Genomic DNA, 25,232 nt, shown 5'->3' with positions numbered 1-25,232 from the left:
CTCAGCGCGTCTTCACGACGTAGCGCCCGCGCACCTGCCCCGCCATCAGCTGCTGCGCAGCGGCTATCGCATCGCCCAGCCCGATCTCGGTGGTGATCGTCTCCAGCAGCCGCGGGTCGAGATCGCGCGCCAGCCGCGTCCACGCCTGCTCGCGCAGGTGCAGCGGCGCCATCACGCTGTCGATGCCCAGCAAGGTGATGCCGCGCAGGATGAAGGGCGCGACGCTTGCCGGCAGGTCCAGGCCTTGCGCCAGCCCGCAGGCGGCCACGGCGCCGCCATAGCGCGTCTGCGCGCAGGCATTGGCCAGCGTGTGGCTGCCCACCGCATCGACCACCGCCGCCCAGCGCTCCTTTTGCAAGGGCTTGCCCGGCGCGGCAAGCTCGGCGCGGTCGATGATGGACGCCGCGCCCAGCGTCTTCAGGTACTCCGCTTCGGAAGCCTTGCCGGTCGCCGCCACCACCGGATAACCCAGCTTGTTCAGGATCGCAATGGCGACGGAGCCGACCCCGCCGGTGGCGCCGGTCACCAGCACCTCGCCGGCGCCGGGCCGCAGCCCGTGCCGCTCCAGCGCCAGCACGCACAGCATCGCCGTGTAGCCGGCGGTGCCGATCGCCATCGCCTGGCGCGCGGTGAAGGCATCCGGCCGGCGCACCAGCCACTCGCCCTTCAAGCGGGCGCGGCCGGCCAGGCAGCCCTTGTGCGTCTCGCCGACGCCGAACCCGTTCAGCACCACCGGGTCGCCCTTCTTCCACTTCGGCGCGCTGCTTTCCGCGACCGTGCCGGCGCCATCGATGCCGGCCACCATCGGCCAGCTGCGCACCACCGGCGACTTGTTGGTGATGGCGAGGCCATCCTTGTAGTTGAGCGTCGAGTAGTCGATGTCGACGGTGACGTCGCCTTCGGGCAGGAAGGCATCGTCGACCTCGCGCACGGAGGCGGCGAAGTCGGGGGACTTCTCGAGGACCAGGGCCTGGAACATGGAGCTCTCCTAGGATTCCGCGGTGCGCGCGCGCAGCGCCTTCACCAGCTGCGTACTTGTATTCCTCAAGCGCTGCGCCAGCAACTGCGTGAGCTTCACCAGCAGCTTGGCGCCGATCTCCGGCCGCGTCTTGATCAGCACCGCGACCGCGGCGCGATCGAGCACCGCCGCTTCCACCTCCGACAGCGCCCAGCAGCTCGCGTAGCGCGGCTCGCCGTCGAACATCGACATCTCGCCCAGCACCGCGCCGCTGCGCAGCACGGCCAGCCGCGTGTTGTCGCCGCGCTCTTCCGGTGCCGCATCGTGGCCCAGGCGCTTGCCCACGTCCACGGTGCCGCGCAGCAGCAGCATCAGCCAGTCGGTGACGTCGCCCTCGGTGATCAGGATCTGCCCCGGCTGCGCCTTCACGTGCAGCATCAGCGCGCCCAGGGCATCGGCTTCCACGGCGCTGAAGTCCTGCAGCAGCGCGCTGCCCTGCAGCAGCCCCGGCCACTCGGACAGGCGCTGGCACGGGCCCAGGATCTCCAGCCCCGCCGCGCGCATCTGTTCTTCGAGCTTGACCGTGGCCATCGCCGTTCCGTTCAGCGCGGCTGCCGCAGCCAGGTGGCGATCTCGCCGGCCGCTGCATCGGTGGCGGCGCTCAGGGCGCGCACGCCGCCCGGCGCGTCCGCGGTCGGCGCCGGGCGCTGCACGGTGAAGGTGCGCTGCGCCACCAGGCGCTCGCCGGCAGCGCTGTTTTCCAGCAGCGTGCAGCGCAGGCGCAGCACGCCCTGGCTGGCGGCCTGGCTCTCGAACACCTGGCTGAACTCCTCCAGCTCCACCCGCAGCACCGGCGGCGTGACGCCGCCACGGCGCGCCAACGAGGCCGCGGCCGCGGAATCGAGGATGGGACGCTCGCGCCCCAGGTGGTCGCGCAGCCGCTGCCGGATCAGCTGCGCCGGCGGCGCGCTCCACTTGGCATAGGCATAGGGTCGCAGCTGGAAGGCGTCGGCATAGCCCAGGCGGTACAGGAACGCGGTGCTTTCCAGCGCGCCCTGCACTTCCACGTCGGGCAGCACCAGGGGGGCGCCCGCCGGCGAGCCCGGGGCGTCGGCCACCGGCTGCGGCCCGAGGTCGTAGCTGAATTCGCGCACCGGCTTGTCCGGCAGGATGCTGCAGCCGGCCAGCAGCGCGATGGCGGCGAGGGAGAAAGAGCGGCGGATCATCGTGTGGCTCCGGGGACCTGGAAGCCCGGCTCGCCCGGGCCGGGGCGCGGCTTGCCCTCGCCGTACACCAGGGCCTGCGGGTTCTCGGTCAGTTCGTTGATGGCGCGCGTCAACGACTTGACGGTGCGGGTCGCCTCGTCGGCGACGCGGTTGATGCGCGGCAAGGTGGCGCGGCCGAACTGGTCGGCGGCGGCGGAGAGCGAATCCACGCCTTCGGACAGGCGATCGACCGGCCCGTCGGGAGCGTTGAGGCGCTGCGCCGTGCGGCCGAATTCGTTGACCGTCCTGCTGACGTCGGAAGCGGTCTGCTGCACGCCCTTGAGGGCGACGGTGGCTTCGGACAGCGCCGGATCGATGCGCGTGGCCACCGTCTTGTCGAGGCGCGCCACCAGCTGGTTGGTGCCGTTGGCCGCGTGGCTGATGCTCTCCAGCGCGTCGGCGATGCGTTTCTGGTTGTCGTCACCCAGGAGCTTGTTGACGCGGCCGGTCACCTCCTCGACGCGCGCCAGGATCACCTCGCCCTTTTCCTCCAGCTTGGCCAGCAGGCCGGGCCGCAGCGGGATGCGCGGCGGGTTGTCCTCGTTGGGCTTGAGCCGCGTGGCGGCGCGGCCATCGTCGGCCAGCTGGATGAAGGACAGGCCGGTCACGCCCTGGAAGCTCAGGGTGGCGAAGGTGTCGGTGGTGATGGGCGCGGCGCGGTCGATCTCGAGCTTGAGCAGCACGTTGCCCGGCAGCTTGGGATCGAAGCCGACCGTGCTCACCTTGCCGACGTCCACGCCGCGGAAGCGCACCGGCGCCTGCGCCTGCAGGCCGGTGACCGCTTCCCGCGTCGAGATCTCGTAGGTGTCGCGCACGCCGGTGTCGCGCGTGAGCCAGGCGGCCAGACCGAGCACCAGCGCGGTGAGCACCACCACGAAGATGCCGGCGGCCATGGCATGGGCCTTGTTTTCCATGGTGAGGTCCTCGTTCCTTTCTCAGATCGCGAAGGGGTATTCGCGCAGCAATTCCATGGCCCGCTGGCCCCGCTCGCCGAGGAAGAACTCCTCGACGAAAGGGTGCTGGAAGCCGATCACGTCGCGCGGCTTGCCGGTGACGATGACCTTCTGGTCGGCCAGCACCGCGATGCGGGTCGACAGCTCGAACAGCGTGTCCAGGTCGTGGGTGACCATGATGACGGTGAGCGCCAGCTCGCGGTGCAGCGAGCGCAGCAGGTTGACGAAACCGTCCGAGCTCTCCGGGTCCAGCCCGGCCGTGGGCTCGTCCAGCAGCAGCAGCGGCGGATCCATGATGAGCGCGCGCGCCAGCGCCGCCCGCTTGATCATGCCGCCCGAGAGCTCCGACGGCATCTTGTCCGCGTCGGAAGCCTTCAGGCCCACCATCTGCAGCTTGACCAGCGCGGCCTCGTTCACCAGCCGCAGCGGCAGCGTCTTCAGCTCGCGCAAGGGGAAGGCCACGTTCTCCAGCACGCTGAAGGCGGAGAACAGCGCGCCGTGCTGGAACAGCATGCCCACGCGGCTGGAGGCGCCGCGGCGCGACAGCTTCTGCAGCGGCTGGCCCATGATGCGCACCCCGCCGGCGGCCGGCGTTTCCAGCCCCAGGATCTGGCGCAGCAGCACGGTCTTGCCGGTGCCGGAGCCGCCGACGATCGACAGCACCTCGCCGCGCTGGACGACCAGCTCCAGGTCCTTGTGGATGGTGACCGTGCGCTCCGGTGTCTTGAACACCGACGACAAGCCGTGGATTTCCACCATGGGCGCGCCCTCGGGCGGCAGCGGCAGGATGTCGACCGGTTCGCGCCGCATCAGATCCCCACGTTGGAAAAGAGCACGGCGAACAGCGCGTCGACCAGGATCACCACCGTGATCGCGGTCACCACCGAGGCCGTGGTGCCCTGCCCCAGGCTCTGGGTGTTGGGCTCCACCCGCAGGCCGAAGTGGCAGCCGATCAGCGCGATCAGGATGCCGAACACCACCGACTTGACCGTCGCCAGCACCAGGTTGGACAGCGCCACCGCATCGGGCAGCGCGTTCATGAAGAACTGCGGCGTGATGCCCAGCGAGAGGTCCGCCGCCACCATGCCGCCGATCAGGCCGGCGATCGTGGTCCAGGCGCTGATCAAGGGCATGGCGATGGCCAGCGCCATGGCGCGCGGCATCACCAGGCGGTAGCTGTGCGAGATGCCCATGACGCGCATCGCGTCCAGTTCCTCGTTGACGCGCATCACGCCGATCTGCGCGGTGATGGCGGAGCCGGAACGGCCGGCGATGAGGATGGCGCCGAGCATCGGCCCCAGCTCGCGCACCAGCGCGATGCCCAGGATGTCGACGATGTAGGCGTCGGCACCGAACTGCCGCAGCTGCTGCGAAGTGAGATAGGCCAGCACCACGCCGATCAGGCCGCCCACCAGCGCGGTGATCGGCAAGGCCGTCGCGCCGATGCGATAGAGGTGGCCGGAGAAGTCGCGCCAGGGCGCTTCGTGCGGCGCCTTGGCCATCTGGCCGAGATTCAGGGTCAGCATGCCGATCAGGCGCACGAAGCTGCGCAGGTGGCCCAGGGCCCGCAGCAGCGAGCCGCCGAAACCCAGGTACAGCGTCCACCAGCTGGCGCGGCCGGGCTTCTCGCGCTCGGTGGTGAACTTCGCCACGCGCTCCAGCACGGCCCGCTGTGGCGCCGACAGCTGCAGCGGCTCGGGCCAGCGCCGCCCCCAGTGGTCCCACAGCAGCTGGGCGCCCACGTGGTCCAGCAGGCCGGCCGGCGTGAGGTCCCAGCCGCGGCCGGTCTCCAGCGCCGGCAGGCCGCGCATCAGGTCGCGCACCAGTCCGGGCCGGGCGAACTGGGCGGCCGTCCATTCGCCCAGCAGGCGCACGGCTGCGCCCTGCGGCGCGGGCGCCTGTTCGAAGCGGGGCGTGGCGTCGGTCATGGACGGGCTGGTTGGGGGCCGCCCATCCTAACGGCAGAGCCTGCATCTGTCCTGTAGGAGCGAGCCGCCCGTTTGACAGTTGCCGCCGCGCTGGCAGGCTATAACCCGGGAAGAGGAGACCGGCATGACCGAATCGACCCCCGACCTGGGCGTGGAACGCCGCGGCGCGGTGCTCTGGCTGACCATCCAGCGCGAGGCCCGCCGCAACGCCATGAGCCCCGCCGTGCTCGCCGGCCTGGCGCGGGCGCTGCGCGAGGCGCAGGAGGACCGCGCCCTGCGCGCCATCGTCCTCACCGGCGCCGGCAGCCAGGCTTTCTGCGCCGGCGCCGACCTGCAGGCCGACAAGACCTTCGTGGCCGACTACTCCGAACCCTATGGCGCCTTCGCGCAGGTGCTGCGCCTGGCGCAGGCCTCCACCGTGCCGCTGGTGGCGAGGGTCAACGGCGCCTGCCTCGCCGGCGGCATGGGCCTGCTGGCCATGTGCGACCTGGCGGTGGCGACGCCGCAGGCGCTGTTCGGCCTGCCGGAAGTGAAGGTCGGCGTGTTCCCGGCGCAAGTGCTCACCGTCCTGCAGCGGCTGGTGCCGCGGCGCAAGCTGGCCGAGTGGTGCCTTACGGGCGAGACCTTCGAGGCGGCGCGGGCGCTGGAACACGGGCTCGTGAACTACGTCGATGCGGATCTCGACGGCCGGCTCGACTGGCTGCTGCAGCGGCTGCTGGGCAAGTCGCCGGCGGCGCAGCGGCGTGGGCTCTACACGTTGAAGAAGATCGAGAGCATGGCTTTCGAGGAATCCATGGCCTTCACCGAGAGCCAGATCGCCCTGTTCACGCTGACCGAGGACGCGAAGGAGGGCCAGGCCGCCTTCCAGGAAAAGCGCAGCCCCGACTGGAAGGGCCGCTGACATGGCCGGCCGCACCGTCCGCGTCGGCGGCGCCTCGGGCTTCTGGGGCGACAGCTGCGTGGGCGCGCCGCAATTGGTGGCCCATGGCGAGGTCGACTTCCTGGTGTTCGACTACCTGGCCGAACTGACGATGTCGATCCTGGCAGCGGCGCAGCGCAAGAACCCGGAGCTGGGCTACGCCACCGACTTCGTGCAGGTGACCATGAAGGACATCCTGCGCGACGTGGCGGCGCAGGGCATCCGCGTGATCAGCAACGCCGGCGGCGTGAATCCGCGGGCCTGCGCGGCGGCCCTGCAGGCGCTGGCGCAGGAGCAAGGCGTGGACCTGAAGATCGCGGTGGTGACGGGGGACGACGTGCTGCCCTTGCTGCCGCGGCTGCAGGACGTGAGCCTGCCCGCGCGGCTGCTCACGGCCAATGCTTATCTCGGCGCGCTGCCGATCCGCGCGGCGCTCGATGCCGGCGCGCAGGTGGTGATCACCGGCCGCTGCGTCGACAGCGCCGTGACGCTGGGCGCGCTGATGCATGCCTTCGACTGGGCCGAGGACGATTACGACCGGCTGGCCGCGGGCAGCCTCGCGGGCCACATCATCGAATGCGGCTGCCAGGCCACCGGCGGCCTGCACACCGACTGGGAGGACGTGCCCGACTGGCCGCACATCGGCTATCCGGTGATCGAATGCGAGGCCGACGGCAGCTTCGTCGTCAGCAAGCCGCCCGGCACCGGCGGCCGCGTCACCACCGCCGCGGTCGCCGAGCAGATGCTCTACGAGATCGGCGACCCGCGCCGCTACCTGCTGCCGGACGTCACCTGCGTCTTCACCACGGTGCAGATGGAGCAGGCCGGTCCGGACCGGGTGCGCGTGAGCGGCGCGCGCGGCTTGCCGCCGGGGCCGCAGTACAAGGTGTCGGCCACCCATGCGGACGGCTTTCGCTGCACCGGGCAGCTGACCATCGTCGGCATCGATGCGGCGCGCAAGGCGCAGCGCACCGGCGAGGCGATCCTGCAGCGCACGCGCGAGCTGTTCGCGCAGCGTGGCTGGGGCGATTACAGCCGCACGCGGATCGAGGTGCTGGGCGGCGAGCAGCAGGCGGTGCTGTTCGTGGCCGTGATGCATGCACAGAAGGAAGCGCTGGAACTGTTCGCGCGCGAGATCGCGCCGGCCGGCACGAGCTGGTCGCCGGGCACCACGGGCGCCGGCGGGCGTCCGAGTCCGGCGCCGGTGATCCGGCAGTTTTCCTTCCTGGTCGACAAGGACTGGCTGGCGCCGCAGGTCCACCTGGACGGGCAGGCGCTGGACGTGGCCATCCCCACCGGCCAGGACCCGGTATCCACGCCCCAGCAGCGGCCCGAGGGCGCGGCGCCCGCCACGCCGCCGGACCTGGTCGAGGTGCCGCTGGTGCGCGTGGCCTGGGCGCGTTCGGGCGACAAGGGCAACCATTCCAACATCGGCGTGATCGCCAGGCGGCCGGAGTGGCTGCCGTGGCTGCGCGTGCAGCTCACCGAGACCCGCGTCCAGCAATGGCTGGCGCACCTGGTGGCCGGCGAAGTCACGCGCTTCGACGTGCCGGGCATCCACGCCTTGAACTTTTTGTGTACCGAGGCCCTCGATGGCGGCGGCATGGCGTCGCTGCGCAACGATCCGCTGGGCAAGGGCATGGCGCAGTTGCTGCTGGCAATGCCGGTGCGGGTGCCGCGCGCGTGGATCGGCGGGGCCGCCGGCGCGAACCCGCCCTACGAATATCCATGATCGGGTTCCCGGAGGGTGGGTTCGGGAAGCGACCCCACCAGCGCCCGGCGTTAGACTGTCCCTTCCTGCAAGGACATCCGCCATGAACGCCCCAGACAAGTCCCGCCCCGCCGCCGGCATCGCCTCCATCGAGCACTGGATCAACGGCCGCGTCGTCCCCGGCCAGAGCGGCCGCCGCGCCGACGTGTTCAATCCCGCGACCGGCTCCGTCAGCGGCCAGGTGGCCCTGGCGAACAACGCCGAAGTGGCGCAGGCCGTGGCCGCCGCGCAAGCCGCCTTCCCGGCCTGGGCCGACACGCCGCCGATCCGCCGTGCGCGCGTGATGTTCAAGTTCCTCGAGCTCCTGAACAAGCACCGCGACGAACTCGCCCACATGATCACGGCGGAACACGGCAAGGTGTTCACCGATGCGCAAGGCGAAGTCACGCGCGGCATCGACATCGTCGAATTCGCCTGCGGCATCCCGCAGCTGCTCAAGGGCGACTACACCGACCAGGTCTCCACCGGCATCGACAACTGGACGATGCGCCAGCCGCTGGGCGTGGTGGCGGGCATCACGCCCTTCAACTTCCCGGTGATGGTGCCGATGTGGATGTACCCGGTGGCGATCGCCGCGGGCAACTGCTTCATCCTCAAGCCCAGCCCGCTGGACCCGACCGCGTCGATCCGCATGGCCGAACTGCTGAAGGAAGCCGGCCTGCCCGATGGCGTGTTCAACGTGGTGCAGGGCGACAAGGAAGCGGTCGACGCGCTGCTGGAACATCCCGACGTCAAGGCGCTGTCCTTCGTGGGCTCGACGCCGATCGCGCAGAACATCTACGAGACGGGCGCGAAGCACGGCAAGCGCGTGCAGGCCCTGGGCGGCGCCAAGAACCACATGGTGGTGATGCCCGACGCCGACATGGAGCAGGCGGTGGACGCGCTCATCGGTTCGGCCTTCGGCTCGGCCGGCGAGCGCTGCATGGCGATCTCGCTGGGCGTGCTGGTGGGCGACGCGGCCGACCGGATCCTGCCGATGCTGAAGAAGCGCACCGAGGAACTGAAGATCAAGAACGGCGTGGAGCTCGACGCCGAGATGGGCCCCATCGTCAGCAAGGTGGCGCAGGAGCGCATCACCGGCTACATCGGCCACGGCGAGGGCGAAGGCGCGAAGCTGGTGGTCGACGGCCGCAAGTTCGCCGGCGCCAAGGCCGGCGCCGGTTGCGACAACGGCTTCTGGATCGGCGGCACGCTGTTCGACAACGTCACGCCCGAGATGAAGATCTACAAGGAAGAGATCTTCGGCCCGGTGCTGGGCTGCATGCGCGTGAAGGACCTGAAGGAAGCCACCGACCTGATCAACAGCCACGACTACGGCAACGGCGTCTCGCTCTTCACGCGCGACGGCAACACCGCGCGCGAGTTCTCGCGCCGGGTGCAGGTCGGCATGGTCGGCGTCAACGTGCCGATCCCGGTGCCCATGGCCTGGCACGGCTTCGGCGGCTGGAAGAAGAGCCTGTTCGGCGACATGCATGCCTACGGCGAGGAAGGCGTGCGCTTCTACACCAAGCAGAAGTCGATCATGCAGCGCTGGCCGGAGTCGATCGGCAAGGGTGCGGAATTCGTGATGCCGACTGCGAAATGACCGGCTTCAGGGCATCTTCGTGTGCCACCGCGGAACCGGCTTTGCCGGGCCGCTGGTGGCGCCCCCTTGAGGGGGAGGCGGCCGCAGGCCGCTTCGGGGGGGAGCCCATTCCTTGAGCGACACCACCTTCGACTACATCATCGTGGGAGCCGGCACGGCCGGCTGCCTGCTTGCCAACCGTCTCAGTTCGGATCCCACCAAGCGGGTGCTGCTGATCGAAGCCGGGACCAAGGACGACTACCACTGGATCCACATCCCGGTCGGCTACCTGTATTGCATCGGCAATGCGCGCACCGACTGGCTGTACAACACCGAGCCCGATGCCGGCCTGAACGGCCGCACGCTGCGCTATCCGCGCGGCAAGACGCTGGGCGGCTGCTCCAGCATCAACGGCATGATCTACATGCGCGGGCAGGCGCGCGACTACGACGGGTGGGCGCAGAAGGTCGGCGACGCGAGCTGGACCTGGGACAACTGCCTGCCGCACTTCAAGAAGCACGAGGACTACTACAAGGGCGCGGATCCGCTGCACGGCGTCGGTGGCGAGTGGCGCGTGGAGCGCCAGCGCCTGCGCTGGGACGTGCTGGACGCCTTCGCGAAGGCGGCCCAGGAAGCCGGCATCCCGCACAGCGAGGACTTCAACCGCGGCAACAACGAAGGCGTGGGCTACTTCCAGGTGAACCAGAAGAAGGGCTGGCGCTGGAACACCGCCAAGGCCTTCCTGCGCCCCACGTGCTACGGCCGCCCCAACTTCGAACTCTGGACGGCCGCCCAGGTCAGCAAGCTGGTGATCGAGACGCTGGACGATGGCAGCCGCCGCTGCACCGGCGTGGAAGTGTGGACCGGCAAGGAAATGGTGCGCGCCGAGGCCGAGCGCGAGGTGATCCTGAGCGCCGGCAGCATCGGCTCGCCGCAGATCCTGCAGCTCTCGGGAATCGGCCCGGCGGAGCTCCTGCGCAGCCACGGCATCCCGGTGGTACACGACCTGCCCGGCGTCGGCGAGAACCTGCAGGACCACCTGCAGATCCGCGCGGTCTACAAGGTCGACGGCGTGGCCACGCTGAACACGCTGGCCGGCAGCTGGTGGGGCAAGGCGCGGATCGGCCTCGAGTACGCGCTGATGCGCAGCGGCCCCATGAGCATGGCGCCCTCGCAGCTGGGCGCCTTCACGCGCAGCTCGCCCGACCAGCCTTATCCCAACATCGAATACCACGTGCAGCCGCTGAGCCTGGATGCATTCGGCGAGCCGCTGCACGGCTTCAACGCGTTCACGGCCAGCGTCTGCAACCTGAACCCCACCAGCCGCGGCTGGGTGCGCATCCGCAGCAACAAGTTCTCCGACGCGCCGGCGATTGCGCCCAACTACCTGTCGACCGACGAGGACCGCAAGGTGGCCGCCGACTCGCTGCGCGTCACGCGCCGCATCGCTTCGCAGCCTGCGCTGGCGAAATTCAAGCCGCAGGAGTGGAAGCCGGGCCCGCAGTACCAGAGCGACGAAGACCTGGCGCGCCTGGCCGGCGACATCGCCACCACCATCTTCCATCCGGTGGGCACCACCAAGATGGGCGCCGACGGCGACCCGCTGGCGGTGCTGGACGCGAAGATGCGGGTGCGCGGCATCGCGGGCTTGCGCGTGGTCGATGCGGGCGCGATGCCCACCATCACCAGCGGCAACACCAATTCGCCCACGCTGATGATGGCGGAGAAGGCCGCGGTCTGGATCTCGCGGGACGCGCGCCACGCGTGAAAACGGCCGCGTGAAAAAATCACGTGGTCTCGCTGCGTACCGTTTCAGGGCGGGAAAGCCCCAATGCACCGAGCGGGTGCAGGGCTGTACATTCCATGCACTCGACTGCGCCCCTCGGTGGGCAGGTAGGACGAGGGACCGAGGAGACAAACCCCCTAATTCGAATACAGGCGCGGCAGCCGATTGCTGCCGCCACTCACAAAGCGCCGCCCTGCGGCGCTTTTTTCTTGCTTGCGGCGAACCATAATGGGGTTGTGGACGACATCGTTCGACAAGCGATGGCCAAGTGGCCCAACGTTCCCCACTGCTACGGCTGGCTGGGACTGGACGAGCGCGGCAACTGGTACATGCGCGACGACCGCACCCAGGCCGCCGGGCCGTTCGCGCAATCCAAGGGCTCGCTGCTGAAGCACGACAAGCTCATCGACTTCATCCAGCGCAACTACGAGCACGACGACCGCGGCCAGTGGTTCTTCCAGAACGGGCCGCAGCGCGTCTACGTGGAGCTGCAGGCCACGCCCTGGATCTGGCGCCTGCAGGCGGATGGCGGGGTCGCCAGCCACACCGGCCGTCCCGCGCAGGTGAAGTCCTGTCTGGTCGACGAGACGGGCCGGCTGTACCTCGCTACCGACATCGGCTTCGGGCTGGTGCACACGCAGGACGTCGAGCAGGCTTCCGATCGCGTGGAGCAGGGGCAATGGAAGCCCGAGGAAGTGCAGGCTGCCACCTTGCCGGAACGCTTCGGCTTCCTGCAGAGCCCGCAGGCGGCGCAGGCGAAATGAAAAAAGCCGGCATGAAGCCGGCTTTTCTCTTGCGGGTGTGGCGAACTTACTTCGCCGCGCCCACCATGTAATCCACCGCCGCCTTCACGTCGGCATCCGACGCGGCAGCGCCGCCCTTGGGGGGCATCGCGCCCTTGCCCTTGAGCGCGGACTCGTGCAGCTTGGCGACGCCTTGCGCGATGCGCGGCGCCCAGGCGGCCTTGTCGCCGAACTTGGGGGCGTTGGCCACGCCGGCGGCGTGGCACACCGCGCAGGTCTGCTTGTAGAGCGCCTCGCCGGCGCCGCCCGCGGCAGCCGTGGCCTGCGCAGCGGGAGCGGCAGCAGCCGGGGCGGTGGCGACCGCAGCCGTGGCGGCAGCGGGAACCACGGCAGCGGCGGCAGGCGCCGGAGCGGAAGCAGCGGCGGTCACGGCGGCGGCCGCGGGCTGGGCCGGCTCGGCGAACTTGGCGCCGGCGGAATTGGCCATGTAGGCAACGGCGCGGGCCACTTCGGTGTCCTCGAAATCGCCGCCGGCCTGCGCCGGCATCGCGCCCTTGCCCTTCAGCGCGTGCTCCACAAGCGTGGCGAAGCCCTGGCCGAGCCGGGTGGCCCAGGCGGCGGCATCGCCGAACTTGGGCGCGCCGGCGGCGCCGGTGCTGTGGCAGGTGGTGCACTGGGCCTTGAAGACCTCTTCGCCGCTGCGCAGCGGACGGTTCGGGTCCTTGACCTCCACCATGCCGACCTTGCGGATGCGCTCGGCCACGCCGCGCTCCACGTCCTGCGTGGCGACGCCGCCCAGGGAGTAGTGCTCGACGTCCGTGCTGCCGGCCGGCTTGGTCTCGGCGGTGACGTAGGCCACCAGCGCGATGATGATGAAAACCGGAACCAGGAAGGAGAACAGCACCGCGATCAGCAGCTGCTTGGGGGTCTTGATCGGGCCGGAGTGGGCTTCGTCGCTCATGGCGTCCTCAGTGAATGCACGTTTCCGCTCTTGTTCGCGGTTCGAAAATCAACCGGCGATTATAGCCAGCGGGCTCCGGCCACCCGGCGGGGGGCGGACCGGGCTCAAAGCACCTTGCCCAGGAAGCCCCGGGTGCGCTCGTTGGACGGGTTGCCGAACAGGGCTTCGGGCGGGCCTTCCTCCACGATCACGCCCTGGTCGATGAAGATGACGCGGTCGGCCACTTCGCGGGCAAAGCCCATCTCGTGGGTGACCACCACCATGGTCATGCCCTCTTCCGCCAGCGCCTTCATCACGGCCAGCACCTCGCCGACCATCTCCGGGTCGAGCGCCGAGGTCGGCTCGTCGAACAGCATGATGCGCGGCTGCATGGCCAGGGCCCGGGCGATCGCCACCCGCTGCTGCTGGCCGCCGGACAGCTGGTTGGGATAGGCGTCGACCTTGTCCGAGAGGCCCACCTTGGCCAGCAGCGCCGTTGCGCGTTCGCGCGCCTGGGCGGGCGTGAGGCCGCGCACCTTGGTCGGCGCCAGCGTGATGTTCTCCAGCACGGTCTTGTGCGGGAACAGGTTGAAGCGCTGGAACACCATGCCGATCTCGGAGCGCAGGGCGTCGATGTCGCACTTGGGGTCGTGCACCGGCACGCCGTGCACCAGCACCTCGCCGCCGGACGCGTCTTCCAGGCCGTTCAGGCAGCGCAGGAAGGTGCTCTTGCCGGAGCCGGACGGCCCGATGACGCACACCACTTCCGAAGGCTGCACCGCGCAGTCGATGCCGCGCAGCACCTCCAAGGCACCGAAGCGCTTGGTGAGGCCCTTAACGCGAATCACCGCGTCCATAACGCGCCTCCAGCTTCTTGACCGTCCAGGCCAGGCCCAGGGTCAGCACCCAGTACATGAAGGAGATGGTGAGGTACGGTTCCCAGTAGCGCGAATAGGCCCCGGCCACCGTGCGTGCCGCATAGGCCAACTCCGCCAGGCCGATCGCCGAGATCAGCGACGAGTCCTTCAGCAGCGAGATGGCGTTGTTGCCCAGCGGCGGCAGCATGCGGCGGAAGGCCTGGGGCAGCACCACGTGGAACATCGTGCGGCCGTAGGACATGCCCAGCGAGCGCGAGGCCTCCACCTGGCCGCGGTCGATCGACTGGATGCCGGCGCGGAACACCTCGGAGATGTACGCCCCCGCATTGAGCGTGAGCGCCACGATGCCGGAGAGGAAGGCGCCGTAGTTCTGCTTGATGTTGCGCGCCGCCTCGCCCGAGACCAGCAGCCCGTCGGCCGGGTTGATGAACAGCGGCATCACGGCGAAGTGGATCAGCAGGATCTGCACGAACAGCGGCGTGCCGCGGAAGAAGCTCACGTAGACCGTGGCCGGCCAGCGCAGCGCGAAGCGGCAGATCTGCTTCGCCGGCGCATGGCGGGCGTCGGCCAGCCGCGCCATGCCGATGGCCAGGCCCAGCAGCGTGCCTTGCACGATGCAGATCACGGTGACCATGATCGTCATCTGCAGCCCGCGCCAGAACAGCGGGCCGTACTCGGCGATGATGTCGGCGCGGAACCAGCCGAACCAGAGATCCTGTTCCATGCCGCGCGGCTAGGGGCTTATTGCGCGGGCAGCGCGGGCGCCTCGGCCTGGAACCACTTCTTGTAGATCTGGGCGTAGGTGCCGTCGGCCTTGACCTTGGCCAGGCCGGCGTTCAGCTTCTCCAGCAGCGCCTTGTTGCCCTGCTTCACCACGATGCCGAAGTATTCCTTGGGGAAGTTCGGGTCGCTGATGGTCTTCAGGTTCTTGTGTTCCTGGGTGCGGAAGGCGATCACGCCGTTGTCGCCGATGGCGGCGTCCAGGCCGTTATTGGCCAGCTCGGAGATCACGACCGGCGTGCTCTCGAAGCGGCGGATGTCGGGATTGGTCTTGCCGAATTCGCGGGAGGCCATGTCGTCGCCGGTGCTGCCGGTGACCACGCCGATCTTCTTGCCGGCCAGGTCCTTCAGGCCCTTGGCCGGGCTGTCCTTCTGCACGGCGAGCAGCTGGCGCGCCTCGAAGTACGGGGCGGTGAAGTCGTAGGACTGCTTGCGCTTGTCGTTGATGGTCACGCCGGAGATCACCAGGTCGACGTCGCCGTTGTTCAGCGCGGCGAAGATGCCGGTCCAGGGCGTGTTGACGATCTTGACCTGCAGGCCGGCCTTCTGGGCGATGGCCTTGATCATGTCGACGTCGTAGCCGACGATTTCCTTGGTCGGGCTTTCGTAGGCGAAGGGCCGGTAGGTGGCGCTGGAGCCGACGACCAGCTCCTTGTTCTGGGCCACGGCCGAGACCGAGGCGCACAGCATGGCGAAGCCGGCCACGAGGGTGGCGAAGGTGGTGGGACGCATGGGATTTCTCCGTCGGGAGTCGTTGACTTGGCGCGGCTGGCGGGGATCGAACCCACGACCCTTGGCTTCGGAGGCCAATACTCTATCCACTGAGCTACAGCCGCGTAGGGCGCCATTGTACCGGCTAGTGCCGAGGGACCCGGGATGGGCAAGTGTCCGACAAGGCGGCACGCGGCGAAGTGGAAGGATGGCCCCATGACCGACCTGCCCTGGCTCGACCCGCACATCCGCCTGTTCGGCACGCTCGACGACGACATGTACGCGGCCTTTCGCGAGCAGTTGAACCAGGCGCGCAAGGACGTGGCGCACGACCAGCCCCTGCTGCTGGAACTGACCACGAGCGGCGGCGACGCCGAGACCGCGCGCCGGATGGCGCTGGACGTCACGCTGTGCCGCGAACGCGAGCAACGCCGCATCGTCTTCCTGGGCAAGAGCTTCGTCTATTCGGCCGGCATCACCGTCATGGCCGCCTTCCCGGTCCAGGATCGCTGCCTCACGCGCGACACCGAACTGCTGATCCACGAAAGGCGGCTGGAGCGGACGGTGCAACTGAGCGGCGCCCTGCGCTCCAACCTCGCCGTGCTGCGCGCCGCCATCGCCGAGATCGAAAGCGGCCAGCGCCTGGAGCGCGAGGGCTTCCGGCAGCTGGTGGCCGGCAGCAAGATGAGTGTGGAGCACCTGCTCGCGAAGGTGCTGGAGTCCGACTGGTACTTGTGCGCGGACGAGGCGAAGGCGGAAGGGCTGGTGAGTGAAGTGATCTGAGCACGGTGGGGTCGCCGCGCGAACCCACCCTACGCGGATTGTTCCTCTTCCTTTGCTTCCTCCGCCTTGCGCACGCCGCGGATGTTCAGCGCCGCCAGCGCCAGCTGCAGCGCGATCAGGGCATAGGCCTTGTCGTGCAGGCCCCAGGCGATCCACAGCAGGTTGCTGCCCAGGAAAATCCAGAAGCCGATGTTGCGGCGCGCGGCGGATTTCGATCCGACCAGCCAGGCGGCAACGATCGAGGCCAGCATCGCCGGCCACTGCAACAGGTCCAGTACGTCAGCGTTCATGCGGCGAGCATACGTCGCCACGGCCTCGCGCGGGGCCGGGCTAGCGGGGTGCCTCGGGCTGCGGCGCGATCATGATCGCGCGGCTGGCGTAGTAGCGCGCCGAGGCCTCGATTTCCTCGGGGCTCATCTGCCGCGCGATGTTGCGCATCACGCCGTGCGGATCGTTGCGCCGCTCGCCCTTGGCGAAGGCTTGCGTCTGCGCGGCCAGGTAGGCCTGCGGCATGCCTTCCAGCCACGGGCTGCCGGGTTTCTTGTCGATGCCGCCATGGCAGGACACGCAAGGCGGCACGTTGCGCAGCGGGTCGCCCACCTTCACCAGCTGCGGCGCCTCCACAGCTTCCGGCGCGGGCGAAGGCCGCGGCAGCTGCGCGTAGAAGGCCGCGAGGTCGCGGATGTCGGCGTCGCTCATGCCCTTGGCCAGCGCCTGCATCAGCGTGTGGCGGCGGGTGCCGTCCTTGTAGTCGACCAGCTGCTTGTACGTGACCTCGGAATACTGGCCGGCGAGATTGGGTACGTCGGAGGCGCTCACGCCGCGCGCGCCGTGGCACATGGTGCAGCGCTGCGCCAGCGTCCCGCCGCGGCCGGCATCGCCCCCGGCGTCGCCGGCCAGCGCCGGCACCATGGAAACGCGGCTGGCCAGGGCGTCTTCCCGGTTCGATGGCGCGCTCCAGGCGCTGGGCACGCCGGCCGCCCGGCAGATGGCGTCCCACAGCCCGCCTTGCGCGAAGTCGGGTTTCACCATCGGCAGCCAGACGAAGCCCACCAGCAGCGACAGCGCCAGCAGCACGCCCGTCGCCACCACCGCCAGCGTGGCGTTGCGGCTCATCGCTGCGCTCCGACCGGCACCACCGGCACCGAGGTTTCCGGGATCAGCGACAGCTGCACGATGGGCACGGCGTAGTTGACGACCGTGAGCGCCACCATCAGGCCGACCCACAGCGCGAAGCTGTCGAGCGCCTTGGGCACGGCGCCGGCGTGCACGGGCGTGCTGAAGGTGTAAGGCGCCGCCCGCACGCTGCCGCGGCGTGCCGTCGCCAGGATCCAGAGGAACAGGAAGCCCGACACCACCAGCAGCAGCCCGCCGATGGAGGAGATCACCACCGTCAGCGCCTGCGGATGCAGGGCCGGATGGCTGTAGTCGAAGTAAGCCATGCGCCGCGGCGCACCGAGCAGGCCGACCAGGTGCCAGGGCAGCGTGGTCACCATCATGCCGACGAACCACAGCCACAGCTGCCAGCGCATCAGGCGCGCGTTCAGCGGAGCGCAATCGAGCAGCTGCGGCCACAGGTCGTAGGCGATCACGAAGTACATGATGACGATGGCGCCGGCGAAGATCAGGTGGAAGTGGCCCGTGACCCACTGCGTGTTGTGGATCGTCTCGTTCATCTGGTAGCTCATGTTGATGATGCCGCCGGCGCCGCCGAGGCCCAGCATGACGAAGCTGAAGGCCACGGCCAGCATGTACGGGTTGTCCCAGGGCAGCGCCTTCACCCAGCCGAATGCGCCCTTGCCGCCGCGCAGCCGCGCCGCGATTTCCACCGAAGCGCAGATGGTGAACACCGTCAGCAGCGTCGGCACCGACACCATCGCCGTGAACACGGCGTGCACGAACTTGAAGCCCGACCCCACCTGCGGATCGGCGAACAGGTGGTGGATGCCGATCGGCATGGAGAACACCAGGAACAGCACGAAGGCCACGCGGCCCATGGTGTCGCTGTACAGGCGCCCGCCGATGGCGCGGGGAATGATCGTGTAGAAGGCGATGTAGGCCGGCATCAGCCAGAAGTAGACGATCGCGTGCAGCGTCCACGAGAACAGCACGCGCGCCAGGCCGGCATCGATGGTGTCCTTCCAGCCGAAGGCGGCGGGCAGGATCAGCAGCAGGATCTCGGAGGCGGCGCCGAGCGAGGTCCAGGCCCAGAGATAGGCGCCCGTGGCGTTGCCGAACATCGCCAGCGGCAGCACCGCGCCGGGGTTGTCGCGGCGCCAGCGGTGGATGTTCCAGGAGGTCAGGCCCACCCAGACCCAGGACCCCACCACCACCAGCACGACGCCGAGGTAGTAGAAGACGCTCGCCAGCAGCGGCGGGTAGAAGGTGAAGAGCACCGACGCGCGGCCCAGCGCGATGGGCGTGGCGGCAACCACGGTGCCCACCACCACCAGCCAGAAGCTGGCCCAGGCCCAGCGCAGGCCGAGCAGCGGTCGCTTCAGGGCGAGCTCGGTCAGCGCGTAGCCGAAGCCCATCGCCACCAGCGTCGGCAGCACGTAGCCCATGACCGTGCCGTGCGCGGTCACCGAGCGGTAGTACAGCTCCGGATTGGAGACCCGCGGCAGCAGCGGGCTGCGCACGGCCATCTGCCATTCGCCCAGCACCAGCGCGGCCGCGAACGCGATGAACGCCACCCAGAAGTGGAACAGCACGAGGCGCCTAGCGTGGAACACAGCTCACCGCCTTTCCGGGCTGCGCCTGGCGCAGGAACTCCGCGGGCTCCAGCACCTGCACGCGCGCCCACATCCCCTGGTGGCCGGTGCCGCAGTATTCGTGGCAGGGCATCAGCAGTTCCCCGGCGCGCGGAAAACGGGTGGTGAAGGTGGCCACGAAGCCGGGGATCAGCATCACGTTGGCATTGGTGCGGCCGACCACGAAGCCGTGGATGGCGTCGCTGGCGGTGCCGCGGAAGGTGACCGGCGTGTCGGCCGGCACCACGATGCACTGCGGCGTGAAGGAGTACTGCTGCGCGACCAGCCGCACCGTCACCTTGCCCTGCGCGTCGACGCTGGTGCCGAGGTTGTCCTCGACGAATTCGCCGCGGATGTGCAGCGTGCGCGGATCGACCACCTCCACGCGCGAAGGCGGCATGGAGGCCCAGTGCAGTCCGGTGAAGACCATCATCACCACCAGCAGCGCGATGATTCCCGCGACGATCCACGCCCAGCGCCGCTCCGCCAGTTCCGCCGCGTCGGCGCCCGGTGCGTGCACGGCGCTCATTCGAGGATCCCCCGCGGCAGGTAGACCAGGAAATAGAAGAGGAACCAGATCAGCACCACGATGAAGGTCGCCAGGCCCGCGACGGCCCAGGTGCCGGCCGGGCCTTCCCGCACGATGCGGTCCACGGCCTCGTCGTCCTGGCGCTGGGAGTCGGGCTGCATGGCTATTCCTGCGGCACCACGCGCAGCGCGTTGGCCTGGGCCGTGCTGACCGGCGTGCCGCCGTTGCCCCAGGCGACGCGCACGTAGGTGGCGACGGCCGCCACCTGTTCGTCGTTGAGGATGTGCGCGAAAGGCGGCATGCCGTAGGGCCGCGGGTTCCTGCGCGTGGCCGGCGCATAGCCGCCGTTGAGGATCATGCGCACCGCGTTGACCGGCGAGGCCATCTCGATCGACTGGTTGTTGGCCAGCGGCGGGAAGGCCGGCGGGAAGCCCTTGCCCTCGTTGCCGTGGCACATCGCGCATTGCGCCGTGTAGACCTGCCGGCCCAGTTCCATGGTGGCGGGCGCGACCAGCTGCGCCTGCGGCGGCGCGCGCGCCTCGTCCTTCGGCGGCAGCGACTTGAGGTAGACCGCCATGGCCCGCGCGTCCTCGTCGTTCAGGTATTGCAGGCTGTGGAAGGTGACCTCGGCCATCGGGCCGTAGGTGGTGGCGCGCTTCGAGGCGCCCGCCTGCAGCAGGTCGGTGATCTCGTGGATCTCCCAGTCGCCCAGCCCGGCCTCGCGGTTCGAGGTGAGCGAAGGCGCGTACCAGTTCTGGTTGGGGATCATGCCGCCGCTGAAGGCCTGCTGGTCGCGCGAGCCGCCCAGCGCCGACACCGCGGTGTGGCACATCGAGCAGTGGCCCAGGCCTTGCACCAGGTAGGCGCCGCGGTTCCATTCCTTGTCCTTGCTCGCGTCCGGCTGGTACTCGCCCTGGCTGAAATAGAGCGTGCGCCAGCCGACCAGCAGCTCGCGGTTGTTGAAGGGAAAGCGCAGCTCGTGCGGCCGGTTCGCCTGCTTCACCGGCGGCACCGACATCAGGTAGGCGTAGATGGCGTCGGAGTCCGCGCGCGTGACCTTCGTGTAGTTCGCATAAGGCATCGCCGGGTACAGCACTTCGCCGTTCTTGCTGCGCCCCGTGTGCATCATCTTGTAGAAGTCGTCGGCGCTCCAGGTGCCGATGCCGGTCTCGTCGTCCGGCGTGATGTTGGGGACGAAGATGTTGCCGAAGGGCGTGGGCATGGCGCGCAGGCCGGCGAACTCGCGCCCGCCGGGCGCCGTGTGGCAGGCGATGCAGTCGCCCACGCGCGCCAGGTACTCGCCGCGCGAGATCACGTCGTTCCTGGGCGCTTGCGCAACCACGGCCGGCTGCAGCGTCTTCCACGGCTGGTAATCCGCCAGCAGCACGGCGGCCAGCACCGCCACGCCCAGCAGCCCCAGCCCCGCGAAGATCTTCGTGCCGCGCCTCACCGCTGGCTCCCGCAGGCGGTGGGCATGCGCACGGTGTCGCGCTTGTCGGGCGCGTGGTTCGAAGGCGCGGCCTGCGCGCCCAGCCAGGCCGCCACGCCGGCGATCTCCGGCTCGGTCAGGCGCGACGCGATGCGGTGCATGCAGTCGGGCGCCGCGGCCTTGCGCTCGCCGGAGCGCCAGCGCGTGAGCTGCGCGGCGATGTAGTTGGGGCGCAGGCCGACCAGCCCCGGAATGCCCGGCTCCATGCCGGTCAGGCGCGCGCCGTGGCAGGCCATGCAGGCGGGGATCTGGCGCGAGCCGTCGCCGTCGTGCACCAGCGCCTTGCCGCGCTCCAGCACGTCGGCCGGCAAGGTGGGGGCGGTGGGCGGCGCGAAGGGCGGGCGCAGCGACGAGAAGTACTCGGCGATCTCCTTGAGGTAGTCGTCCGAGAGATAGGCCACCAGGTAGTTCATCGCCGCATAGCGGCGCGAGCCGTCGTGGAAGGCGCGCAGCTGGTTGTGCAGGTAGCCCGCGGGCTTGCCGGCGATGCGCGGAAAGTAGTCGTTGCTGGTGCCCTGCCCCTGCTGGCCGTGGCAGGTGACGCAGCCCTGCACCCGCGCGGCCATGGAATCGAGTTCCTTGTAGGCCGGCACGGCAGCGGGGTCACCCTGCGCGAGACACGGACCGGTGGCCACGGCCAGCACGATGGCCAGCCGTCGCAGGGCCGCGCTCGCTTGTCTTTTCATTCTCATGGGGCAGCGACATCCCTATGGAAAGCCGCAGCGTCGACCACGCCCGGCGGGGGCGCCAGTGTACCTTGGTCCAATAGCAATTTGGGGCGGCTGCAGCCGCCGGGCACTAAGCCGGTTCGGCGGCGCGGATCGTCAGCACGGGCACCGGGCAGACCCGGATCACCTGCTCGGCGCCGCTGCCAAGCAGCACCCGGCTCATGCCGCGGCGGCCGTGCGTGCCGACCACGACCAGGTCCGCGTTCAGCGCGCGCACCTCGTCGGCCACGACATCGCCCAGCCGGCGTCCCGGCGTCTCCAGCAGCTTGCCGTCGGCCGGCACGCCGGAGGACTGCGCGATGGCGACCGCGTCGTCCAGGGTCTTCTGCGCGTACTTGCGGGCTTCCTCGAGCGCCGTCGCGCTGTACTCGTAGCCGGTCAGGTAGGCCAGCTCGTCGAGCACGTGGATGACGCGCACCGACGCATCGCGCTCGCGGGCGAGCTGCAATGCGGCGACCAGCGCCTTGGTGGAAGTTTCACTGCCGTCGACCGGCACCAGGATGCGCTTGAACATGGCGGAACTCCAGGGTGAAGAAAGTGAATCCATCATGGGCAATCCGCGCGCAAGCGTATTGATGGAAGTCAAGCGCGCAGCGGTCGGCCGGTCGGCGCGACGGCTTGACCTGCCTCAAACCGCTGCGGAGCCGACCCTCTAAGCTGGTCGCATCCACACTGGAGGCCCCCCATGAAGATCCTGTTCGCTGCCGACGGCAGCAATTTCACCAAGAAGGCCCTGGCCTTCCTCGTCACCCACGAATCGCTGCTGGCCGGCGGCGAGCTGGTCGTGCTGAACGTGCAGCCGCCGCTGCCGCCGCAGGTGAAGGGCTTCGTCGGCGCTTCGGTGGTCGCCGACTACCACAGCGACGAGGCCGCCAAGGTGCTGGCGCCGATCGAGGATTTCCTGCGCCGCCACGAGCTGAAGTTCCGCACCACCTGGGTGATCGGGCAGGCCGGCCACGAGATCGTGGAAGCCAGCAAGCGCGAGGGCGCGCAGATGATCGTGATGGGCACGCACGGCTACGGCCTGCTGGGGCGCACCGTGATGGGCAGCATCGCCCAGCGCGTGCTGGTCGATTCCGAAGTGCCCGTGCTGCTGGTCAAGTAGGCGCGCCGAGCTGGAACGTCTCGCCGTGCTCCGGCACGGTGACGGTCCAGCCCAGGTGGCGCTCGATGCGCTGGCGCAGCGCATCCGCCGCCGCCGGCTCGCCATGCGTGATGAAGGTGCGCACCGGCGCCCGCGGCATCCCGCGCAGCCAGCTTTCGATCTCCGCTCCATCCGCATGCGCCGACAGTGCGGCGATCTGCGCGACTTCGGCGCGCACCGGCACGTCTTCGCCGTGGATGCGCAGGGTGGGCGCGCCGGCCTGCAGGCTGGCGCCGCGCGTGCCGCCGGCCTGGAAGCCCGCCAGCAGGATCGTGTTGCGGTGGTCCGGCGCGAAGGCCTTGAGGTGGTGCACCACGCGCCCGCCGGTGGCCATGCCGCTGCCGGCGATGATCACCATCGGCCCGCGCCTGGCGCTGAGCGCGCGCGACTCGTCCGGCGTGGCGACGACGTGCGCGGCCTTTTCCATCGCCCTGCATTCGGCTTCCGACAGCCGCAGTTCGTCCCGGTGCCGGCCGTAGACGTGCAGCGCGCTCGCGGCCATCGGGCTGTCCAGGTAGACGGGCACCTGCGGGATGCTCTTGCGCGCCTTCAGTTGCTGGATGCCATGCAGCAGCGCCTGGGCGCGGCCGACCGCGAAGGCCGGGATCACCAGCGTGCCGGCACGAGCGGCCGTGCGGCGGATCACCTCCCCCAGTTCCTCCATGGCATCGCCGGTCGGATGCTGGCGGTCGCCGTAGGTCGATTCCACCACCAGGTAGTCCGCGGCAGGCGGCGCCTCCGGCGCCGGCAGCAAGGCATCGGCGGGGCGGCCCAGGTCGCCCGAGAACAGCAGCGAGCAGCGCGCGCTGGCCAGCCGCAACAGCGAGCCGCCCAGCATGTGGCCGGCGTGCGCGAGCGAAGCCCGCAGGCCGGGGATGGGCTCCCATTCCTCGTGCCAGGCCACGGCGTGCAGCTGCTCCAGCGCAGCCACCGCATCCGCGCGGGTGTAGAGCGGCAGTGCCGGGTGGTGCTTGCCCAGGCCGTGCCGGTTCGCATAGTCGGCCTCTTCCTCCTGCAGGCCGCCGCTGTCCGGCAGCAGGATGCGGCACAGGTCGCGCGTAGGGGCGCTGCAGAAGACCGGGCCGCGAAACCCTTGGCGCACCATCAGCGGCAGGTAGCCGCTGTGGTCGATGTGCGCATGGGTGAGGATCACCGCATCGATCTCGGCGGCGGGCAGCGGCAGCGGCGCCCAGTTGCGCAGCCGCAGCTGCTTGTAGCCCTGGAACAGGCCGCAGTCGACCAGCAGCTGCGCGCCTTCGTGGCGCACCAGGTACTTGGATCCGGTGACGGTGCCAGTGGCACCCAGGAACTGCAGCTGCATGGAAACCTCCGTGGCGGAGTCAGGCCAATCCGCACCATTCTGCGATGCGGTGGCTCAGGTCCATCCACAGCGCCCACGCCGCGGCCGCGGCGATCAAGGCGCCCGCGAGGCGCGCGCCACCGCGTTCGCCCGCCAGCCGCAGCATGCGCGGCGCCAGCAGCAGCGAGACCGCGCTGCCCAGTGCGAACAAGGCCATGGTGAAAGCGCCTGCCAGCGGTCCGCCGCTGAGCGATGCCACCAGCAGCGCCGAATAGAGCAGGCCGCACGGCATCAGCGCCCACAGCACGCCGGTGGCGAACAAGGCCTGCGGCGGCGTGGCCAGCGGCCGCAGGCGCTGCCAGACCTTGCGGCCGGTGGCCGTCGCCAACGCGGGCTGCCGTCCGGAAGCGAGCAGCGCCAGGCCCCAGCCCAGCACCGCGACGTGGAACACGGTCCACAGCGGCCGCAGCGCCGCCGCATGCGTGGCGGCCCAGGCCAGGCCTTGCACGGCCTGCGCCACCGCGGCACCGGCCAAGGCGTAGCCCAGCAAGCGGCCGGCATGGAAGGACCACTGCAGGCCGTGGTCGCCCGGCTGCCCCTCGCGCACGATGCGGATCACGCCGCCGCAGGCGGGCCCGCACATGGCGGCGCAGTGCGGCCCGGCCGCCAGCCCTATGAGGAGCGCCGCGGCGGCCAGGGGCAGGATCACGCGGGCGTCCCGGTGAGTGCCGCGCCCACGCCGATCGGCGCCGGCGCCGCCAGCACGATGCGCGTGAACAGGCGGTCGTAGTTGGGATCGCGTTCGCCACCCGCCAGCGGGTCGCGGTCGGCCTCGAAGGCGTGGTTGATCGCCTGCCAGTCCTCGGGGGTGAACACGCGTTCCGCCGCCGGCAGCAGCTGCGTCTCCTCGACGCGCATGTGCTCCAGGTAGAAGCGGACGTATTCCTCCAGGGCTTCGGTGAAGGCGGGGCGGCGCGACTCGCCGACCAGCTCCCACGCCAGCAGCAGGTGCTGCAGCGTCCGCACGCGGCCCTCGCCCTGCATGTGGTCAGCCTCCAGGCGGCGGATCACCGGCAGCAGCTCGGGTGCGCTGCGGGCCAGCCGCGGGAACAGCAGGTCCGACTCCTTGGGATGGTGCCGGTGCTCCGGGAATTCGTCGATGTAGAACAGCATCGCGCGCACGATGTCGAAGAAGCGCTCGGGCTGGTCGCCCGGGCCCATGCGCACCAGCGGTTCGAGGGAACGGAGCACCGCGGCCAGCGCGCGGTGCTCGTCGCGGATCACCTGCGCGGCGGAAGTGGGCTGCTTCATGG

At 69.9% G+C, this 25,232-nt stretch carries 29 protein-coding genes and 1 tRNA gene; 8 read left to right on the top strand and 22 right to left on the bottom strand.

The annotated features are described in order from the left end of the window. Window position 1 precedes the first annotated feature (1 nt). Genes acuI through LZ009_RS22435 form a run of 6 tightly spaced genes read right to left on the bottom strand, consistent with a single transcriptional unit; the run spans window position 2 to window position 5,104 of the window. Window positions 2–979, bottom strand: a complete 978-nt coding sequence (gene acuI / locus LZ009_RS22460) for an acrylyl-CoA reductase (NADPH) (RefSeq protein ID WP_275700220.1) — start codon at window positions 977–979, stop codon at window positions 2–4. A 9-nt stretch (window positions 980–988) separates the two neighbouring features. After that, complete coding sequence (locus LZ009_RS22455; protein ID WP_275700219.1) at window positions 989–1,549, bottom strand: Crp/Fnr family transcriptional regulator; 561 nt, start codon at window positions 1,547–1,549, stop codon at window positions 989–991. 11 nt (window positions 1,550–1,560) lie between these two features. Beyond that, complete coding sequence (locus tag LZ009_RS22450) at window positions 1,561–2,184, bottom strand: ABC-type transport auxiliary lipoprotein family protein (protein ID WP_275700218.1); 624 nt, start codon at window positions 2,182–2,184, stop codon at window positions 1,561–1,563. Further along, window positions 2,181–3,137, bottom strand: coding sequence for an MlaD family protein (locus LZ009_RS22445; protein ID WP_275700217.1), 957 nt, complete (start codon window positions 3,135–3,137; stop codon window positions 2,181–2,183). The genes LZ009_RS22450 and LZ009_RS22445 overlap by 4 nt, the downstream gene beginning before the upstream one ends. Window positions 3,138–3,158: 21 nt before the next feature. Continuing rightward, the gene (locus LZ009_RS22440; protein ID WP_275700216.1) at window positions 3,159–3,986 is read right to left on the bottom strand and encodes an ABC transporter ATP-binding protein; all 828 of its coding nucleotides are present in this window, start codon (window positions 3,984–3,986) and stop codon (window positions 3,159–3,161) included. After that, on the bottom strand, window positions 3,986–5,104 hold the full coding sequence (locus LZ009_RS22435; RefSeq protein ID WP_275700215.1) for an MlaE family ABC transporter permease: 1,119 nt from the start codon (window positions 5,102–5,104) through the stop codon (window positions 3,986–3,988). Before LZ009_RS22435 ends, LZ009_RS22440 begins: the two co-directional genes overlap by 1 nt. Before the next feature lie 124 nt (window positions 5,105–5,228). Here LZ009_RS22435 and LZ009_RS22430 point away from each other — a divergent pair, with 124 nt between their 5' ends. The 5 genes from LZ009_RS22430 to LZ009_RS22410 all read left to right on the top strand — a co-directional run bounded on the left by LZ009_RS22430 (window position 5,229) and on the right by LZ009_RS22410 (window position 11,908). After that, the gene (locus tag LZ009_RS22430) at window positions 5,229–6,005 is read left to right on the top strand and encodes an enoyl-CoA hydratase/isomerase family protein (protein WP_275700214.1); all 777 of its coding nucleotides are present in this window, start codon (window positions 5,229–5,231) and stop codon (window positions 6,003–6,005) included. Between the two features lies 1 nt (window position 6,006). Further along, complete coding sequence (locus tag LZ009_RS22425; protein WP_275700213.1) at window positions 6,007–7,755, top strand: acyclic terpene utilization AtuA family protein; 1,749 nt, start codon at window positions 6,007–6,009, stop codon at window positions 7,753–7,755. An 82-nt stretch (window positions 7,756–7,837) separates the two neighbouring features. Beyond that, a complete protein-coding gene (locus tag LZ009_RS22420; RefSeq protein ID WP_275700212.1) occupies window positions 7,838–9,379 on the top strand; it encodes a CoA-acylating methylmalonate-semialdehyde dehydrogenase in 1,542 nt (513 codons plus the stop codon). A gap of 112 nt (window positions 9,380–9,491) precedes the next feature. Then, window positions 9,492–11,126: a GMC family oxidoreductase gene (locus LZ009_RS22415; RefSeq protein WP_275700211.1), complete on the top strand. Its 1,635-nt coding sequence runs from the start codon at window positions 9,492–9,494 to the stop codon at window positions 11,124–11,126. 254 nt (window positions 11,127–11,380) lie between these two features. Then, window positions 11,381–11,908 (top strand): DUF2946 family protein, encoded by a 528-nt coding sequence (locus tag LZ009_RS22410; protein ID WP_275700210.1) that lies wholly within the window; start codon window positions 11,381–11,383, stop codon window positions 11,906–11,908. Window positions 11,909–11,954: 46 nt separating this feature from the next. Here LZ009_RS22410 and LZ009_RS22405 read toward each other — a convergent pair whose 3' ends face one another. The 5 genes from LZ009_RS22405 to LZ009_RS22385 all read right to left on the bottom strand — a co-directional run bounded on the left by LZ009_RS22405 (window position 11,955) and on the right by LZ009_RS22385 (window position 15,321). Further along, on the bottom strand, window positions 11,955–12,848 hold the full coding sequence (locus tag LZ009_RS22405) for a c-type cytochrome (RefSeq protein WP_275700209.1): 894 nt from the start codon (window positions 12,846–12,848) through the stop codon (window positions 11,955–11,957). Window positions 12,849–12,952: 104 nt separating this feature from the next. After that, the gene (locus LZ009_RS22400) at window positions 12,953–13,675 is read right to left on the bottom strand and encodes an amino acid ABC transporter ATP-binding protein (protein WP_275700294.1); all 723 of its coding nucleotides are present in this window, start codon (window positions 13,673–13,675) and stop codon (window positions 12,953–12,955) included. Next, a complete protein-coding gene (locus LZ009_RS22395; protein ID WP_275700208.1) occupies window positions 13,662–14,429 on the bottom strand; it encodes an amino acid ABC transporter permease in 768 nt (255 codons plus the stop codon). The genes LZ009_RS22400 and LZ009_RS22395 overlap by 14 nt, the downstream gene beginning before the upstream one ends. 17 nt (window positions 14,430–14,446) lie before the next feature. Continuing rightward, window positions 14,447–15,217, bottom strand: a complete 771-nt coding sequence (locus LZ009_RS22390; RefSeq protein WP_275700207.1) for a basic amino acid ABC transporter substrate-binding protein — start codon at window positions 15,215–15,217, stop codon at window positions 14,447–14,449. Window positions 15,218–15,245: 28 nt separating this feature from the next. Then, a tRNA-Arg gene (locus tag LZ009_RS22385) sits at window positions 15,246–15,321 on the bottom strand. A 91-nt stretch (window positions 15,322–15,412) separates the two neighbouring features. Between LZ009_RS22385 and LZ009_RS22380 the strand changes: the two genes are divergently transcribed. Next, window positions 15,413–15,979 (top strand): ATP-dependent Clp protease proteolytic subunit, encoded by a 567-nt coding sequence (locus tag LZ009_RS22380; RefSeq protein ID WP_275700206.1) that lies wholly within the window; start codon window positions 15,413–15,415, stop codon window positions 15,977–15,979. A 29-nt stretch (window positions 15,980–16,008) separates the two neighbouring features. On the opposite strand, the gene LZ009_RS22375 is transcribed toward LZ009_RS22380, so the two are convergent. From LZ009_RS22375 to LZ009_RS22340, 8 genes are all read right to left on the bottom strand, one after another. Continuing rightward, entirely contained in the window at window positions 16,009–16,269 is a 261-nt protein-coding gene (locus LZ009_RS22375; protein WP_275700205.1) for a hypothetical protein, read from the bottom strand. Window positions 16,270–16,309: 40 nt separating this feature from the next. Further along, window positions 16,310–17,095: a c-type cytochrome gene (locus LZ009_RS22370; protein WP_275700204.1), complete on the bottom strand. Its 786-nt coding sequence runs from the start codon at window positions 17,093–17,095 to the stop codon at window positions 16,310–16,312. Next, window positions 17,092–18,711: a cbb3-type cytochrome c oxidase subunit I gene (locus tag LZ009_RS22365; protein ID WP_275700203.1), complete on the bottom strand. Its 1,620-nt coding sequence runs from the start codon at window positions 18,709–18,711 to the stop codon at window positions 17,092–17,094. Before LZ009_RS22365 ends, LZ009_RS22370 begins: the two co-directional genes overlap by 4 nt. After that, on the bottom strand, window positions 18,698–19,258 hold the full coding sequence (locus tag LZ009_RS22360; RefSeq protein ID WP_275700202.1) for a cupredoxin domain-containing protein: 561 nt from the start codon (window positions 19,256–19,258) through the stop codon (window positions 18,698–18,700). The genes LZ009_RS22365 and LZ009_RS22360 overlap by 14 nt, the downstream gene beginning before the upstream one ends. Beyond that, a complete protein-coding gene (locus tag LZ009_RS22355) occupies window positions 19,255–19,419 on the bottom strand; it encodes a hypothetical protein (protein ID WP_275700201.1) in 165 nt (54 codons plus the stop codon). Before LZ009_RS22355 ends, LZ009_RS22360 begins: the two co-directional genes overlap by 4 nt. Window positions 19,420–19,421: 2 nt before the next feature. Beyond that, window positions 19,422–20,708, bottom strand: coding sequence for a c-type cytochrome (locus tag LZ009_RS22350; RefSeq protein ID WP_430300411.1), 1,287 nt, complete (start codon window positions 20,706–20,708; stop codon window positions 19,422–19,424). Next, window positions 20,705–21,439 (bottom strand): c-type cytochrome, encoded by a 735-nt coding sequence (locus LZ009_RS22345; RefSeq protein WP_275700200.1) that lies wholly within the window; start codon window positions 21,437–21,439, stop codon window positions 20,705–20,707. The genes LZ009_RS22350 and LZ009_RS22345 overlap by 4 nt, the downstream gene beginning before the upstream one ends. Window positions 21,440–21,545: 106 nt before the next feature. Then, window positions 21,546–21,989: a universal stress protein gene (locus LZ009_RS22340; RefSeq protein WP_275700199.1), complete on the bottom strand. Its 444-nt coding sequence runs from the start codon at window positions 21,987–21,989 to the stop codon at window positions 21,546–21,548. Here LZ009_RS22340 and LZ009_RS22335 point away from each other — a divergent pair. Together LZ009_RS22335 and LZ009_RS22330 are read left to right on the top strand one after the other, a co-directional pair. After that, window positions 21,988–22,131, top strand: a complete 144-nt coding sequence (locus tag LZ009_RS22335) for a hypothetical protein (RefSeq protein ID WP_275700198.1) — start codon at window positions 21,988–21,990, stop codon at window positions 22,129–22,131. The two genes, LZ009_RS22340 and LZ009_RS22335, sit on opposite strands and share 2 nt — an antisense overlap. 29 nt (window positions 22,132–22,160) lie before the next feature. Then, window positions 22,161–22,580 carry a universal stress protein gene (locus LZ009_RS22330; RefSeq protein ID WP_275700197.1) on the top strand — a complete coding sequence of 140 codons (420 nt, stop codon included), beginning with the start codon at window positions 22,161–22,163 and terminating at the stop codon, window positions 22,578–22,580. Here the strand turns inward: LZ009_RS22330 and LZ009_RS22325 are convergent. From LZ009_RS22325 to LZ009_RS22315, 3 genes are read right to left on the bottom strand one after another with little or no spacing between them, the layout of a single operon-like run. Beyond that, complete coding sequence (locus tag LZ009_RS22325) at window positions 22,573–23,940, bottom strand: MBL fold metallo-hydrolase RNA specificity domain-containing protein (RefSeq protein WP_275700196.1); 1,368 nt, start codon at window positions 23,938–23,940, stop codon at window positions 22,573–22,575. The genes LZ009_RS22330 and LZ009_RS22325 overlap by 8 nt on opposite strands. A gap of 19 nt (window positions 23,941–23,959) precedes the next feature. Beyond that, window positions 23,960–24,628 (bottom strand): sulfite exporter TauE/SafE family protein, encoded by a 669-nt coding sequence (locus LZ009_RS22320; protein ID WP_275700195.1) that lies wholly within the window; start codon window positions 24,626–24,628, stop codon window positions 23,960–23,962. Then, window positions 24,625–25,230 carry a hemerythrin domain-containing protein gene (locus LZ009_RS22315; protein WP_275700194.1) on the bottom strand — a complete coding sequence of 202 codons (606 nt, stop codon included), beginning with the start codon at window positions 25,228–25,230 and terminating at the stop codon, window positions 24,625–24,627. The genes LZ009_RS22320 and LZ009_RS22315 overlap by 4 nt, the downstream gene beginning before the upstream one ends. Window positions 25,231–25,232 lie beyond the last annotated feature (2 nt).

The organism is Ramlibacter paludis (assembly GCF_022012305.1).
GTDB lineage: Bacteria > Pseudomonadota > Gammaproteobacteria > Burkholderiales > Burkholderiaceae_C > Ramlibacter > Ramlibacter paludis.
The sequence above is the reverse complement of the archived record's forward strand: the minus strand, read 5'-3'. Positions and strand labels throughout refer to the sequence as shown.